Annotated in this window: 14 protein-coding genes; 6 read left to right on the forward strand and 8 right to left on the reverse strand. The window is 72.2% G+C overall.

All coding sequences use genetic code 11. The features are described from left to right. Window positions 1–3: 3 nt before the first annotated feature. The 5 genes from DY245_RS07855 to DY245_RS07875 form a co-directional block, all read right to left on the reverse strand. Complete coding sequence (locus DY245_RS07855; RefSeq protein ID WP_128504945.1) at window positions 4–411, reverse strand: TOBE domain-containing protein; 408 nt, start codon at window positions 409–411, stop codon at window positions 4–6. 63 nt (window positions 412–474) lie between these two features. Continuing rightward, window positions 475–759 carry a DUF6295 family protein gene (locus DY245_RS07860; protein ID WP_128504947.1) on the reverse strand — a complete coding sequence of 95 codons (285 nt, stop codon included), beginning with the start codon at window positions 757–759 and terminating at the stop codon, window positions 475–477. 46 nt (window positions 760–805) lie between these two features. Next, window positions 806–1,549 carry a dienelactone hydrolase family protein gene (locus DY245_RS07865; RefSeq protein ID WP_128504949.1) on the reverse strand — a complete coding sequence of 248 codons (744 nt, stop codon included), beginning with the start codon at window positions 1,547–1,549 and terminating at the stop codon, window positions 806–808. Between the two features lie 70 nt (window positions 1,550–1,619). Continuing rightward, window positions 1,620–2,135 carry a MarR family winged helix-turn-helix transcriptional regulator gene (locus DY245_RS07870; protein WP_128504951.1) on the reverse strand — a complete coding sequence of 172 codons (516 nt, stop codon included), beginning with the start codon at window positions 2,133–2,135 and terminating at the stop codon, window positions 1,620–1,622. Then, a complete protein-coding gene (locus DY245_RS07875; protein WP_128504968.1) occupies window positions 2,135–4,000 on the reverse strand; it encodes an MFS transporter in 1,866 nt (621 codons plus the stop codon). Before DY245_RS07875 ends, DY245_RS07870 begins: the two co-directional genes overlap by 1 nt. A 444-nt stretch (window positions 4,001–4,444) precedes the next feature. Here DY245_RS07875 and DY245_RS07880 point away from each other — a divergent pair, with 444 nt between their 5' ends. From DY245_RS07880 to DY245_RS07900, 5 genes are read left to right on the forward strand one after another with little or no spacing between them, the layout of a single operon-like run. Then, window positions 4,445–4,630, forward strand: coding sequence for a hypothetical protein (locus DY245_RS07880; RefSeq protein ID WP_018091704.1), 186 nt, complete (start codon window positions 4,445–4,447; stop codon window positions 4,628–4,630). A 16-nt stretch (window positions 4,631–4,646) separates the two neighbouring features. After that, a complete protein-coding gene (locus DY245_RS07885; RefSeq protein ID WP_244942898.1) occupies window positions 4,647–5,348 on the forward strand; it encodes a hypothetical protein in 702 nt (233 codons plus the stop codon). Beyond that, window positions 5,345–6,328: a DUF6895 family protein gene (locus DY245_RS07890; RefSeq protein ID WP_128504953.1), complete on the forward strand. Its 984-nt coding sequence runs from the start codon at window positions 5,345–5,347 to the stop codon at window positions 6,326–6,328. Before DY245_RS07885 ends, DY245_RS07890 begins: the two co-directional genes overlap by 4 nt. Next, entirely contained in the window at window positions 6,325–7,245 is a 921-nt protein-coding gene (locus tag DY245_RS07895; RefSeq protein WP_128504955.1) for a DUF6895 family protein, read from the forward strand. Before DY245_RS07890 ends, DY245_RS07895 begins: the two co-directional genes overlap by 4 nt. 16 nt (window positions 7,246–7,261) lie before the next feature. Next, complete coding sequence (locus DY245_RS07900) at window positions 7,262–8,299, forward strand: serine hydrolase domain-containing protein (RefSeq protein ID WP_128504957.1); 1,038 nt, start codon at window positions 7,262–7,264, stop codon at window positions 8,297–8,299. Between the two features lie 18 nt (window positions 8,300–8,317). On the opposite strand, the gene DY245_RS07905 is transcribed toward DY245_RS07900, so the two are convergent. The 3 genes from DY245_RS07905 to DY245_RS07920 all read right to left on the reverse strand — a co-directional run bounded on the left by DY245_RS07905 (window position 8,318) and on the right by DY245_RS07920 (window position 13,671). Then, the gene (locus DY245_RS07905; RefSeq protein WP_128504959.1) at window positions 8,318–10,348 is read right to left on the reverse strand and encodes an ATP-binding protein; all 2,031 of its coding nucleotides are present in this window, start codon (window positions 10,346–10,348) and stop codon (window positions 8,318–8,320) included. Between the two features lie 102 nt (window positions 10,349–10,450). Beyond that, a complete protein-coding gene (locus tag DY245_RS07910) occupies window positions 10,451–12,277 on the reverse strand; it encodes an alkyl/aryl-sulfatase (RefSeq protein ID WP_128504961.1) in 1,827 nt (608 codons plus the stop codon). 353 nt (window positions 12,278–12,630) lie between these two features. Beyond that, complete coding sequence (locus DY245_RS07920; RefSeq protein WP_128504963.1) at window positions 12,631–13,671, reverse strand: methyltransferase; 1,041 nt, start codon at window positions 13,669–13,671, stop codon at window positions 12,631–12,633. 340 nt (window positions 13,672–14,011) lie between these two features. On the opposite strand from DY245_RS07920, the gene DY245_RS47470 reads away from it, so the two are divergent. After that, window positions 14,012–14,143 carry a hypothetical protein gene (locus DY245_RS47470; protein ID WP_280524953.1) on the forward strand — a complete coding sequence of 44 codons (132 nt, stop codon included), beginning with the start codon at window positions 14,012–14,014 and terminating at the stop codon, window positions 14,141–14,143. Window positions 14,144–14,237 lie beyond the last annotated feature (94 nt).

The raw sequence follows: 14,237 nt of genomic DNA on the forward strand, positions 1-14,237 counted from the left end.
CGCTCAGCCCCGGTCGTCCGGCCGGTCGATATGGACGTTGGTCGACTTCACCCGGGCCGTTGCGGTCACGCCGACCTCGATGCCCAGTTCCTCGACCGCCTCCCGGCTGACCACGGACACCACTCGGTGCGGCCCCGACTGGATCTCGACCTGGGCGATCACATCGTCGAGGGTCACCTTGGTGACGATCCCCGCGAACGAGTTCCGCACCGACGTCCGCACATCGCCGGGCACCGGATGCAGTCCCGAGGCCCGCTCCTTGGCGAACACCGCCAGGCTCACCCCGTCGATGACGCGGTTCCCCGCGCCGTCCCGGTCCATCCGCAGCTGCCCGCCATCGGCCCATCGGCGGACGGTCTCCGAACTCACACCCAGCAGCCCGGCTGCCTGACCAATGCTGTACCTCGGCACCCTCGCACTCTAGGGCAGCGGCGGCGCCCGGCCCGCACCGCCTCGGGCCGGACTACCGGCACTTCAACCGGCCACGTCGGCCGGGGCGGAGGCGAGCCCCGGCGGTGCCAGGTCGAGGGCCTGGCGTACCGCCTCGATGAGGGCGAGTGCGGACTCTTCGGTGAGTTCGACCGCCACACGCGCCGAGGGGCCCTGGGCGGGGTTCAGGAAGTCGATGTTGACGGTGTGTTCGTAGGGGGCGTGCTGCGGATGGTCGACGTAGACCATCGCCTCGCTGAGGGGGAAGTACCCCCGCGCGCCCTTGCCGCTGCCGTCGATGGCGAACTTTTCGGTGAGGTAGGTGCACATGGTGGTGCGCTCGCCTTCCGTGGCCGTTGTCCGGGAGGGGGTGGGATCAGCCGTTGAGGTGACGGCCGAAGAATTCCACTACGCGCTGCCGGCCCTCGCCCGCGGCCTGCGGGCGGTAACCGGGCCGGTCCACGGCGAAGAAGCCGTGCCCGGCGCCCTCGTAGGTGTGGAAGGTGTACTCCTTGCCGTGTCTGCGCAGCTCCTGCTCCAGCTCCGCGGTCTCGGCCGGGGAGGGGTGCTGGTCCTCGGCGCCGAAGAGCCCGAGCAGCGGGCAGTTGAGGTCCTTGGTGAGGTGCAGGAGCGGTTCGACGGCGAGCGGGGAGTCCTCGGGCGGCCGGCCGACGACGAAGGCTCCGTAGCAGTCCACGGCCGCCTGCAGATCCAGGCTGCAGGCGGCGAGGAAGGACTGGCGGCCGCCGGAGCAGTAGCCGATGGTGCCCACGCGCTGATTGGCGGAGGTGAGCCCGCGCAGATAGCGGGCGGCGCCCGCGACATCGCCGATCAGCCGGGCGTCGGGGACACCGCCCTGCGCCCGGGCCGCGGCGGCCGCGTCGTCCGGGTCGGCGCCGGGCGCCTCGCGGCTGTAGAGGTTGGGGCAGACCGCGGCGTAGCCTTCGGCGGCGAACCAGCGGGTGATCTCCTTGGTGGCGGCGTCGTAGCCGGGCATGTGGTGGATGACCACCACGCCTCCGGTGGGTCCGGGGACGAGCGGGCGGGCGGAGTACGCCTCGATGAGGTCGCCGCCGTGGCCGGTGAGGGTGACGGTCTCTGCCAGGAGTGCGTCGTACATGGGGTCCTTGCCTCGGTCGGTGGACGAGTGGAGGTACGGGCACGGGGAGACCGGCGCGACGGGCCTCAGGTCACGGCGTCGGCGGGGCCGGCCGGTCTGCGCACCGGGCGGCCGGTGGCTGTGCCCACTCGGCAAGATCTTCCAGCGCGGGGAGTGCGTCGTGCAGCAGGCGCTGCCGGTCAGGGGCCAGCCGGGCGATCCGTTCGGCGAGCATGCCGGTGGTCTCCCGGCGTACGGCGCCGAGCAGCGCGAGCCCGTCGTCGTTGAGGCTGATCAGGCTGGCGCGCTGGTCGTCGGGGTCGGGGCGGCGGGCGATCCAGCCGCAGCCGTCGAGCAGATCGACCATCCGGGAGGTGGTGGACAGCGCGATGTTCATCCGTGCGGCGAGTTCACCGACCCTCAGGGGGCCGTGGGCGGCGAGCACCGCGAGGGCGGCCATCCGGCTGGGGGTGAGGTCGCGGTGCAGGCTCTGGCCGCGCAGCAGCGGCAGCAGCAGCTGGATGACCGCGCGCAGCCGGCCGGCCAGCTCGGCGGGCTCGGGCGCGGGGCCTGGCGCCCGCCCGGTCGTCGCGTCGGGCTGGTCCATCAGGGGCTCCTCGGGTGGCGCGAGGGCGGGGCCGGGGGTGGGGCCGGAGCCGGGGCCGGAGGTGGCGGGGCGCCGGTGGCGGTGGCCGCGCCGGGACCGGATGAGGGTGCGGTGTCGGGGGTCTCGGCCACGGTGGCCGCGACCGGCGCCGGACCCCTGCCCGCCGGGGTGGGCGCCCGGTCGTCGTGGACATACCGCCCGCCGCGCAGCATCGAGGCGAGGGCGGCGATCAGACAGGCGGCGATGGCGAAGTCGAAGGCGACGGCGAGCCCGTCGGAGAACGGCTGGGAGATCAGCTGGGGGAAGAACTCCCGGCCGGTCAGATACGCGGCATGACCGGGCGGCAGCTGGTCGAGGACCTGCGGTCCGAGGAGGGTCTGGACGGGGTTGTAACCCAGCAGCGAGGCGAACAGCACCCCCACCGGCGGCAGCGCCGCGATCTTGGCGGCGTCGGCCGGCGGGACACCCTGGGCGGTCAGTCCGCTGGAGAGGGTGTGCGGCAGGGATCCGGCCAGGCCCGCGATCATCAGCGAGAAGAAGATGCCGATGGACAGCACCATGGCCGAGTTCTGGAAGGTGGTGCTGATGCCGGCGCCCACGCCGCGCTGGTCGGGCGGCAGGCTGTTCATGACGGCGGCCCGGTTGGGCGCCGCGAACAGGCCCATCCCCACGCCGTTGAGCAGCAGGATCAGCGCGAAGCTGGGGTAGCCGAAGTCGACCGGCAGGGCCTGTAGCGCCACGAAGGTGCCGGCCGCGAGCAGCATGCCGCCGGTGGCAAAAGTCCGCGCCCCGAACCGGTCCGACGCCCATCCCGACACCGGCCCCGCCACCAGGAAGCCCAGCGTCAGCGGCAGCATGTAGATGCCGGCCCACAGCGGCGTCTCGGTGAAGCCGTAGCCGTGCCGCGGCAGCCAGATGCCCTGCAGCCAGATGATGAGGAGGAACATCAGGCCGCCACGGCCGAGCGAGGCGAGCAGGCTGGCGAGATTCCCCGCGGTGAACGCGCGGATCCGGAAGAGCCCGAGCCGGAACATCGGCGCCGGCACCTTCGTCTCGACCACACAGAAGACGGCCAGCAGCAGCACCCCGCCCGCCATCGCGCCGAGCACGGCGGGGTTGCTCCAGCCCATGGTGTGGCCGCCGTAGGGCTGGATGCCGTAGGTGATCCCGGTCAGCACGGCGATCAGGCCGGCCGCGAAGGTGAGGTTGCCCCACCAGTCGGGCCGGGCGGGGGTGCGGATACCGGTGTCCCGCAGCTTCAGATATGCCCAGACGGTGCCGAACACGCCGAACGGCACCGAGACCAGGAAGACCAGCCGCCAGTTGACGGGCCCGAGCAGCCCGCCGAGCACCAGGCCGACGAACGATCCGGTGATGCCCGCGACCTGGTTCAGGCCGAGGGCGAGGCCGCGCTGCCGGGCGGGGAAGGCGTCGGTGAGGATCGCGTTGGAGTTGGCCATCAGCATCGCGCCGCCGACGCCCTGCAGGACCCGCATGGCGATCAGCCAGAGGGCGCCGGCCGTGCCGTGCTGCCAGGTCACCGACAGCAGCACGGAGAAGACGGTGAAGACGGCGAAGCCCAGGTTGTACATCCGGGTCCTGCCGTACATGTCGCCGAGCCTGCCGAAGCTGACCACCAGCACGGCGGTGACCACCAGATAGCTCATGATCAGCCACAGCAGCAGGCTCGTGTTGCCCGGCCGCAACGGGTCCACGCCGATGCCCCGGAAGATGTCGGGCAGCGCGATGAGCATGATCGACATATTGATGGAGGCGATCAGCACGCCCAGTGTCGTATTCGACAGGGCGACCCATTTGTAGCCCGGCCCGGGCGCGAAGCGCGGCCGTGCGCCGGTGGCGACCAGGTCTCCTGTGTCGCCGGGATCAGCAGCAGTCCTTCCCACGGGGCATCCACTCCCACCGGGACATTTACTTGCTTGACATCAACCAATTTTAGCTCTCCGCGCGGCGACCCGGCCAGCACAGGCCGCCGGGCGGGGGTGGCTCCTCGGACCCGGCCCGGCACCCTCCGCGGTGCTCGTCATCTCCAGGGCCCCTGCTCCGAACAGAGCAGTCCGATCACCCCATGGGCGCGTCGTCGTCATCCTTGGCGCAATCACCCGAAACGCCCCTCGGCGATACCGGACGGATCGCCAACTTCCCTACCAGGCAATGGAGTTGCAGGTGGGACGACCGACTGAGAGAGCATCATGTGAACCGACAAAATGCCCGGTAAGTTGCTTTTTCCCGTTGCGCCCGATTTATGACGATGTGAATCTGGTGTCCCATTCGTCGAAGGAGTTGATCGCATGGTTACGGATCGCACAGCGCCGGTCGAGACGGCCGCCCTGGCCGCCGAGGTCGAGGGACTGCTTGAACCCGCCGAGGCCGACGGTGTTTTCCGCGATACCCGTGAGTGTGGAGGTGCGCTGCTGCTGGCCGCGCTGCTCCTGATCTCGCCGCCCACCCCCCGGCCCAAGACTGACGTTCGCTAAGGCTGAGGGGAAAGCGTTGGCTGAACAGACGCAGGGAGCAGTCCCGCTGAGCGCTGTGATTGCCGATGCCGCAACCGGGGTCGCCCTCGCCCTGCGGGGTGAGGGCGACCCTTATGCGCTGTCCGGCATTCTGCGGCAGAGCGATGCGCTGACCTCGGCCGCGGTCCGGGTGCTCGGCGCCGATGCGCTCGCGCCGTACGCGGTGGAGCACCGGGCGGCGCCCGTCGGCGCGGACGATGAAGCGGTGGTACGGCAGGCGCTCGCGGCCTATCCACCCGGAGCCGATGCCTCACAGGTGTCGGTATGGAGCTACCGGGGCCTGATCGAGGCCTCGCACGCATTTCTTCCCGCGGGCGCACAGCCCTGGCCCGCGCCGCCCGAGGCCGAAGCCGCATGGGTCGCCGGCGACCCCTGGCCGAAGCTGTCGCATCGCGTGTCGCAGGTGGCCGCGCTCGCGCTGCCCGGCCTGGCGCCCGGTCTCGCCGAGCAACTGGCCGCCCGTACCGATGATCTGGCCCGCGGTTTCGTCCGGGCGGTTCGCCGCCGGGACTGGCTGCAGGCGGCCGGCCTGGGCCGTTGGCTGGCCCGGCTGCCCGACGCGCCCTCGACCCTGGGGCTCGACAGCGGACTGGCGTTCATCCGCCAGATGGGTGGCGCCGACCCACGGGTGGCGCTGCATGTCGTCGCCGCCCAGCGTTTCTACGGACGGGGTTGGTGACCGGCGGCCGGGGCGACCCCGGGCTGCTGGACCGCATGGTCCAGCGCAGCCTGGGGTGGCTGGAGGAAGCGCGCCCGCTCTTCCGCCTGCCCTCGAACGTGACGACGGACGCCGACCCGAATCTGACCCTCAAACCACTGGGTGAACTGGCCGAACTGACCCAGCTGATCGGGGTGCTGCACCCGCGGGAGGAGATCCGTACGGCGGCCCGCGGTCTGTTCGCGTTCGCCTGGAACGAGACCCGTGACGGCGAGCTGTTCGCCGAGCTGATCCGCGGCGAGCCGTTCGCGACCTACCCCGTGGAGCTCTACGGGGTCTTCACACAGGCCGGGCTGCGCCATGCCGAGGTCGACGAGCTGGTGCACACCACCACACGGCTGCGTGGCTGGCGGGTGGCGCGGGAGGATCACACCCGTACGCTCGGCGTGCTCAACGCCGAGCGGCGGATCGGGCTGCGCCAGCACGCCGACTTCGGCGCGGTGCTGGCGCTGACCGGCCTCGGCGGGCTGCCGGAGCCCTGGGCGCTGGACCGCAAGTCCGCGTACGGCGTGACCCATGATGTCTTCCACCTCACCGACTGGGGGCGCAACCGGCAGCGGCTGCCCCCCGAACTCGCCGACTATCTGCGGCTGTGGGTCCCCTCCTGGCTGGAGAACTGGCTGGAGGAACAGCTGTGGGACCTGGCGGGCGAGCTGCTGGCCGTCACGGCCTGTCTGCCCGCCGCCCCCTACGATCCGGTGGCCTGGCAGCGGCTGGCCGACGCGCAGGCGGCCGACGGCAGTGTGCCCGAGATGGGTGCCGCGCCGGCCACGGGCGACCCGGCCGAGGCGTTCACCGCCTGCTACCACTCCACCCTGGTGACCGCGTTCGCCGCCACCCTCGCCCGTATCGCCTCCGACGAGGCCGAGGCCGGTCCCCCGGCCGGGGACACGGCGTCGGTGGGCGGGCGGACCCCCTGCGAAAGCGAGACAGCCCTGTGACCGTGACGGCCGCATCCCCCGCCCTGCTGCACCGTGTCGGCGACCGGGCCCTGTCCTGGCTCGACGACCATCGTGAGCACTTCCGGCTGACGCCCGACGACTTCGCCTCCAACGGCGCGGTCGTCGAGCGGCTCAAGCCCATCGGGGAGCTGGCGCTCAATATGCAGGTGCTGTTCCGGGAGGGTGTGGCCGGATCCCGGCAGAAGGCCCGCGCCGGGCAGCTGCTGGACTTCACCTGGCGGGAGCTGCTGGACGGCGGCAATGTGCTGGCCCGCCTCCAGCACGACGAGCCGCTCTCCCCCGTGCCGCTGGAGGTCTATGCGACCTTCCACGAGCTGGGGCACCGCCATCCGGGGCTGGAGGCGGCGGTGGAGGTCTGCCGGCGCACCACCAGCTGGACGGCGCTGGAGATGATGCCCAACCGGCGGCTCGGCGTGCTCAACGCGGAGCGCAAGCTCGGGCTGGCGCCCAGCAGCGACTTCGACCGGGCCGTGGAGCGCACCTGGCTGGGGCAGCTCCCCGAACCGTGGACGGTGCAGCTGCACATCGCCTACGACCTCACCCACACCGTCTTCCACCTCACCAACTGGGGCGAGGCACCCGAGCGCATCCCGGAGGCCGTCGCCGACTACCTCACGCGGTATCTGCCCGCCTGGATGGAGGACTGGGCGGACCTCGAACACTGGGATCTGCTGGGCGAGCTCCTCGTCGTGGACGCCTGTCTGCCGCGGCCCACGCTGGACGCGGAGCTGTGGGAGCGCTACGCCGCCGCGCAGTCGGCCACCGGCGCGATGCCCATCCAGCGCCGGATGCCGCAGGGCGACGCGGCGCGCGTCTTCGACCTGGTGCACCACCCCACCCTGGTCGCCGCGTTCGCCTCCGCGATGGCCACCTCCCGGGCCATGTCCGCCGCCTGATGGGCCCGGACGCCTGATGAGCCCCGAACGCGGCTCCGCACTCGCCGACCGCCTCGCGGACGCGGTCACCCGGATCGACGCCCCGGACATCGTGCTCGGGGTCACCCGGCACGACCGGCGGACCGTGATCACCGGCGGCGCCGCCCTGGCGCCGCCCTCACCACGCCATGCGCTGCGCTACGAACTGGGCTCGCTCTCCAAGACCTTCACCGTGCTGCTGCTCGCCGAGCTGGCCAGGGCCGGTGTGCTGTCCCTGGACGATCCGCTCGTCGCCCATCTGCCGGACCTGCCGCTGCGGCACCCGCACTCACGCCGTATCACCCTGCGGCATCTGGCCACCCACACCTCGGGGCTGCCACGGATCCCCGGCGACCTGATCGCCGGCGCGCTGCTGCATCCGTACGCCAACGGCTACGCCCACTACGACACCGAACGTCTGCTGGACACCTTCGCCCGTACCCGGCCGCGGCACCGGCCCGGCACCCGCTGGCGCTACTCCAACTTCGGCCTGGCGCTGCTCGGCCCGGCCATGTCCCGTGCCGCGGGCACCGGCTACCCCGATCTGCTCACCGACCGTGTGCTGCGCCCCCTCGGGCTGACCGACACCACGCTGGGCCCCGGCACCACCGGCACCGACGCCATCGGCCACCGTACGAACGGGGTGACGCCGGTGCGCAGCGCCGACATGGGCGCCTTCGTCGCCGCCGGGTCGGTCCGCGCCACCCCCGGCGATCTGCTCACGTACCTGGAGGCGCACCTCTCCCCCGAGGACACGCCACTGGCCGGGCCGCTGCGCGATGTCCAGGTCCCGCTGCTGCGCCGCGGCTGGCGGCACCGCAACACCCACACCCTGACCTGGTATCACCACCCCGCGCCGACCGGGCCGCTGCTCTTCCACGTCGGGGCGACCTTCGGCCAGCAGGCGTTCCTCGGCTACCACCCGGCCTCGCACACCGGCCTGGTCGCGCTGGCGACCCGTCGCGGCCGCACCTGCCGGATGGTGACCACCGCCTACGAGCTGCTGTACGAGCTCGCCGGCGAACGCCCCGACTGAAGCGGGGGCGGCCGCCGGTCACAGGTCGCCCGCCAGGATCCGGGCGAGGGAGATCTCGGGGCGCTCCTCGCTGGCCCGGTGGAAGGTGTCCGTGTAGGCCTCGTCGCCGATCGCCGCGCGGGCCCGCCGTTCGCACTCCTCGCGTACCGCCCGCAACTCCGGTGTACCGCGCTGTGGATGCCCGACGGTGCGCCAGATGGCCTGGCCGTTTCCGTAGACGCGGGCCGCGGCCGCGCCGTCGCCCTGGGCCGCCACCGCGGCCGCGAGCAGGTCCAGGCCGAGCGCGATCCCGAAGTTGTCGCCGATGCTCTGTTTGGCCTCCAGCATCGCACGGGCATGGTCCGCCGACTCCTCGGGCCGGCCCTGGAACAGCGAGATCAGCGAGAGCTGGTAGTCGGTGTAGGACCGGGTCCAGTGTTCGCCGCGCCGGACACAGCCACGGCGGAGTTCGGTCGCCTCGGCCCGGGCCTCGGTGAGCTTGCCCAGACCGGTGAGCGCGAAGATCCGTACGAGATGGCAGCGCAGCCGCCCGGGCGAGTCGAACGGGACGTCCGGCGGCGGGCCGAGCACCTGGTCCGCGACGGTGAGCGCGGACATCGGGCGGCCGGCGATCAGATGGGTGAGGCCGATGAGATAGCCGGCCGCCAGCACCGCCTCCGCGTCGTCGGACGCCCGCGCCGCCTGTGAGCACTCCAGGCCCAGGGCGTCGGCCAGCGCCAGATCGCCCTGGAGGAGTACGGCGACGCCGAGCGCCCACAGCGCCCGGGTACGGGCCCGGCTGGGGCCGTGATGCGCGGCCAGGGCGCGGGCCAAGTAGTCGCGGGCCTCGTGCAGATGGCCGCAGCAGCTCCAGAACAAGCCGATGGCGGCGCTGAGTTCCTGGGCCCGTTCCGGGTCGGTGACCAGGAGGCGGTCCAAGGCGGTGCACAGATCGACATGGGCGTCGGCGACCCTGCGGTACCAGCCGACCTGTTCGGGCCCCAGCCAGCCCAGCTCGGCACGGCGGCCGAAGGCGACGAAGTGCGCGGCGTGCCGGTCGGAGAGGTCCGCCACCTCGTCGAGTTCGGCCAGCCACATCCGGCCGTACTCGCGCAGCGTGTCGAGCATGCGGAAGCGCGAGCCCTCGCGGCTGAGCACCGATTTGGCGGCCAGCCCGGCCAGCGCGGTGCGCACCCCCTGCTCGGTGAGCGGGCCGCCGGCACAGACGGCGCCCGCGGAGTCCTCGTCGAAGGTGCCGCGGAAGACCGAGAGCCGGGCCCACAGCAGCCGCTCCAGCGGGGTGCACAGCTCATGGCTCCAGCCGATGGCGCAGCGCAGCGTCCGGTGGCGCGGGGGGCGCGGCATCCCGTCGCCGTCGAGGGTGTCGAAGCGGGTGGTGAGCCGCTCGGCGATCCGCTCGACGGAGGTGCTTGCCAGTTGGGCGCAGGCCAGTTCCAGGGCCAGCGGGATGCCTTCGAGGCGTCGGCAGATGATGTCGGCGGCCGCCGCGTGCGGTGGGTCGGTGAGCCGGAGTCCGGGGACCGCGGTGCCGGCCCGTTCGATGAACAGGGTCAGTGCGTCGTTGTCGCCGGTGCAGGGCAGCGGGCCGATCTCGGTGGTCCACTCGCCGGCGAGGCCCAGCGGCTGTCTGCTGGTCACCAGCACGGTCACCCCGGGGGCCGCCGTCAGCAGATCTCCGAGGAGGTCGCGGCAGGCGTCGACGAGGTGTTCGCAGGAGTCCAGCACCAGCAGCAGCCGTTTGTCGGCGAGCCATGCGCACAGCGCGGCGGCCGGGGTCCGCGCCGTGTGGTCGGCCAGCCCGACGGCATCGCTGACGGCGGCCATCAGCAGTCCTTCGCCGTGCAGGGGCCAGAGATCGGCCCAGCGGACTCCGTCGGGGAACCGCCGCTCCGCCGCGCGCGCGGCCCGTATGGCGATCCGGGTCTTGCCCACGCCACCGGGGCCGGTAAGGGTGATCAGCCGGTGCTCCGTCAACTTGTCGTCGATCCGGCGAAGTTCGGTTCGCCGGCCGACGAAGCTGGTCGACTCCTCGGGAATGTTGCTCGCCACGGGCCCAGTTTGCCCCAGCTTCGGCGCGGGTGGCGGAGGGTGGCGAAAGCGGGCAGGGGCGCGAGTTGACGGTCGGCGGCGCGGCGCGGGCGGCGCGCTCCGTCACGGCGTGACGATGGGGAAGTTGGGGTCCGGGGTGCTGAGGAGTCCGAAGAGCCGGCTGAGCGCCCCGGCCTCGCCGTGCTGTGCGGCCTCGGCCGGTCCGCCGCCGGCGAGCAGGCTGAGCAGCTGGGGCTTGGTGAGGGTCAGGGTCAGATCCGGGCCGCCCTCGTCGTTCGGGGTCGGGGCGCCGGGCGAACTGAGGTGGGTGAGCGCCCCGTTGGACAGCGTCAGATGCCAGGTCCGGTCCTCGTCGGGGAGGTAGAGATCGAGGGTGAGCGAGGTGGACCAGGCGCGGGGGCCGTCGATACGGAGGGCGAGCGAGTCGATGAGCTGGTCGACGGTGAGCGCCATGGCCATTTCGGGGCCGGCGGTGGCCGGCCGTCCTTCGACGGGGGTGCCGCGCAGTTCCATGGCGCCGGTGAGGTAGAAGTTGCGCCAGGTGCCGTTCTCGCTGCCGTGGCCGAGCTGTTCGTAGACGAGGGCCAGTTCGCGCCGGGCGCGGAGGTTCGCCGGCTCGGCGAAGACGGCGTGGTTGAGGAGGGTGGCGGCGAACCGCAGATCGCCCTCGGCGGCGTAGCGCTTGCCCGCGTCCACCGTGGCCTCCACACCGCCCATGGTGTGCACATAGCGTTTGGCCTGCTCGACCGGCGGGTGCTCCCACAGGTGGGCGGGGTTGCCGTCGAACCAGCCCAGGTAGTGCTGGTAGACCGCCTTGACGTTGTGGTTCAGCGAGCCGTAGTAGCCCCGGTTGGCCCAGACCCGCTCCAGGCCCGGCGGCAACCGCAGCTCCTCGGCGATCTCGGTGCCGGTGAGCCCTTCGTTGAGCAGCCGCAGCGTCTGGTCGTGCAGATAGGCGTACAGGTCACGCTGGTCGGCCAGCAGGGCCTTGACGCGGTCCTTGCCCCAGGTCGGCCAGTGGTGGGAGGCGAAGGCGACCTCGGCCTCGTCGCCGAAGAGGGCGAGCGCCTCACCCAGGTAGTGGGACCAGACCCTGGCGTCGCGGACGGCGGCGCCGCGCAGCGCCAGGATGTTGTGCATGGTGTGGGTGGCGTTCTCGGCCAGGCAGAGGGCCTTGTGCGCCGGGAAGCAGAAGTTCATCTCGGCGGGCGCCTCGGTGCCCGGCGTGAGCTGGAAGACGATGCGTACGCCGTCGACGATCTCCTCCTGCCCCGTGCTGGTGATGTCCACGGTCGGCGGGATGAGGGCCATGGTGCCGGAGGAGAGGGTGGTGCCCAGGCCGCAGCCGATCTGGCCGGCCGGCTCCCTCGGGAGCTCGGTGCCGTACATGTAGACGGCGCGCCGGGACATCGCGGTGCCGGCGTAGACGTTCTCGCTGACCGCGTGGTCGAGGAAGCCGGCGGGCGCGAGTACCGGCACGGGGTGGTGGCCGTGCGGCAGGACGCCGCGTCCGCCGCCGAAGTGATCGGTGTGCGAGTGGGTGTAGATCAGGCCGGTGACCGGCCGGTCACCGCGGTGTTTGCGGTAGAGCTCCAGGGCCGCGGCGGCGGTTTCGGCGCACATGAGCGGGTCGATGACGATGACACCGTGATCGCCTTCGACCAGCGTCATGGTGGACAGGTCCAGACCACGGGCCTGGTAGATGCCGTCGGTGACCTCGTACAGGCCCTGCCGGCTCACCAGCCGGCCCTGGCGCCACAGGCTCTCGTGCGCGGTATCGGGGCAGTTTCCGGCCAGAAACGCATAGGCCTCGGCGTCCCAGACCACCCGGCCGTCGTCCGTGGTGACCTGGGGCGGGTCGAGCGCGGCGATGAAGCCGCGGTCCGCGTCGGCGAAGTCTTCGTGGTCATCCACGGGTACAGCGGTCACGGGGCGCTACCTCTCCGGGGCGGCGGGCCACAGTAAAATGCCCCACGCAACCGATTTAACCCAATTTGTGCGGCAACCGCAGTGTGGGCGCGGGGGCACCGGCCGGGGCCCGCCGCCGTGCGCGTCCCGGGCCTGTCCGGACGGCCCCGATCCGCCGGACAGGCCCGGGGTCCGCACTAGGGCCTGTCTTCAAAGTCCCGTCGTTCGCCCGTAGGGCGGGCCTCGCGGCGTCTGGTGCGTGCGATCGCAAGGCGGAGGGTCGTCCCGGTACTGGGTGTACCGGGATGATCCCGACAACGCGGCGAGCGTGCGTGCCAGGCGTCGCGAGGCAGACGGGACTTTGAAGACAGGCCCTAGACCGGCGCGGCCTCGATGAGGCTGAAGCGGTTGGGCTCCGGGAGCCGGGTGACGGTGCGGACGGCGAAGCCCGCGGCGCGGCACAGGCTCTCGAAGTCGTCCCTGGTGCGCTCCCGGCCCCCGACGTTGACCAGCATGTTCAGGTCGCTGAGGTAGACCACGCCGGCCGCCGACGGGTCGGCGACGGGCGGCAGCACCGGCTCGACGATCAGCAGCCGGCCGTTGTCGGGGATCACCCGCCGGCAGTGCCGGAGGATCTCCGCGCACTGTTCGTCGCTCCAGTCGTGGATCACGCTCTTGAGGAGATACAGGTCGGCGCCTTCGGGCGCGGTGGCGAAGAAGTCCCCGGCGACCAGCGCACAGCGGCCGTCCAGCCCGTCGCGCGCCAGCTTCGTACCGGCCTGCGCCAGGCCCTCCGCGCTGTCGAAGAGGATGCCGCCGAGCGACGGATACGCCTTCAGGACCGCGGCGAGCAGGGTGCCGTCACCGCCGCCGATATCGGCCACGGTCGCGAAGCGGCCGAAGTCGAAGGCCGACGGCAGCAATGCGGCGGTGTCGCGGGTGGCCTGACTCATCGCGGCATTGAAGTCGGCGGAGAGTTGCGGCTGTTGGGCGAGGTGACCGAAGAAGTCCTTGCCGAAGACCACGTCGAAGGCGGTCTCGCCGGTGCGCACACTGTCGTCCAGCCGCTCCCAGGCCCTGAGCATGGTCGGGTCGGTGAACATCCGGACGAAGGAGTGCAGCGAGTCGGGGCCGTCGCTGCGCAGCAGGGCACCGGCCGGGGTGACGGCGAAGGCGCCCGGAGACCGCTCGACGAGGAGTCCGATGCCGGTCAGCGCCCGCAATAACCGCCCCATCGCCGGGGGTTGTGCCGCGCACTCCGCCGCGAGCTCGTCCGCGGTACACGCGCCGTCGCCGATCAGATCGACGATCCGCAGCCGGGCGGCGGCGCCCGCGGTGTGTGCCGCCATCGCGCCGTAAGCGATCCGGACCAGCGTGTCCCGGGCCTCGTTCGATGGCTGATTTTCGCGCGACATGGCGCCACACCTCTCCGGTCAACAGCGTTACGGCCAGGGCCTGGCAGGGCACAACAACGCAGTGACGTGACACCCCCAGCCTTTGGTTAGGTAACCCTAACTTCCCTGGATATTCGGAGCAATGCCCCCCGCTCACCGCACTGCACCCTGCCCGTACGGCGCGGCCGTCCGCACCACCCGGGAGAGGAGGGACGCCCCCTGTCCCCGTACGACGACCGCCCCTTCGGCGAGCTCACCGAGCTGTTCCGGCGCGACGCCGCTCCCTGCACCCGCACCCGCCCCCCCGACCACCGGCCGCCCGGCCCGGTCGCGCCCCTATCCCCGTGGCATCACCTGGCCGGTGGCGGCCGCCGCGGTCGTCGGCCTGGCCGCCGGCATCACGCTGGCGCACGGTCTGCTGCTCGCGAGCGGGCTGATGCTGGCCGGGCTGTCCGGGCATCTCGCCGCCGGCGGCCGCGACCAGCACCGGTAACGGCCGGGGCCGACCTGCGCCCCGTACGGCATCCACAGCCGCACGCGCCGCCCGGCACACAGCCGCCGACCCGCCTGCCCAAAGAGGGCGGGCG

This window comes from Streptomyces inhibens (assembly GCF_003389455.1).
Taxonomy (GTDB): domain Bacteria; phylum Actinomycetota; class Actinomycetes; order Streptomycetales; family Streptomycetaceae; genus Streptomyces; species Streptomyces inhibens.

Coding starts and splice junctions, on each gene's coding strand:
- DY245_RS07860 (WP_128504947.1), bottom strand. CDS start 759: ATGTGCACCTACCTCACCGAAAAGTTCGCCATCGACGGCAGCGGCAAG.
- DY245_RS07865 (WP_128504949.1), bottom strand. CDS start 1,549: ATGTACGACGCACTCCTGGCAGAGACCGTCACCCTCACCGGCCACGGC.
- DY245_RS07870 (WP_128504951.1), bottom strand. CDS start 2,135: ATGGACCAGCCCGACGCGACGACCGGGCGGGCGCCAGGCCCCGCGCCC.
- DY245_RS07880 (WP_018091704.1), top strand. CDS start 4,445: ATGGTTACGGATCGCACAGCGCCGGTCGAGACGGCCGCCCTGGCCGCC.
- DY245_RS07900 (WP_128504957.1), top strand. CDS start 7,262: ATGAGCCCCGAACGCGGCTCCGCACTCGCCGACCGCCTCGCGGACGCG.
- DY245_RS07920 (WP_128504963.1), bottom strand. CDS start 13,671: ATGTCGCGCGAAAATCAGCCATCGAACGAGGCCCGGGACACGCTGGTC.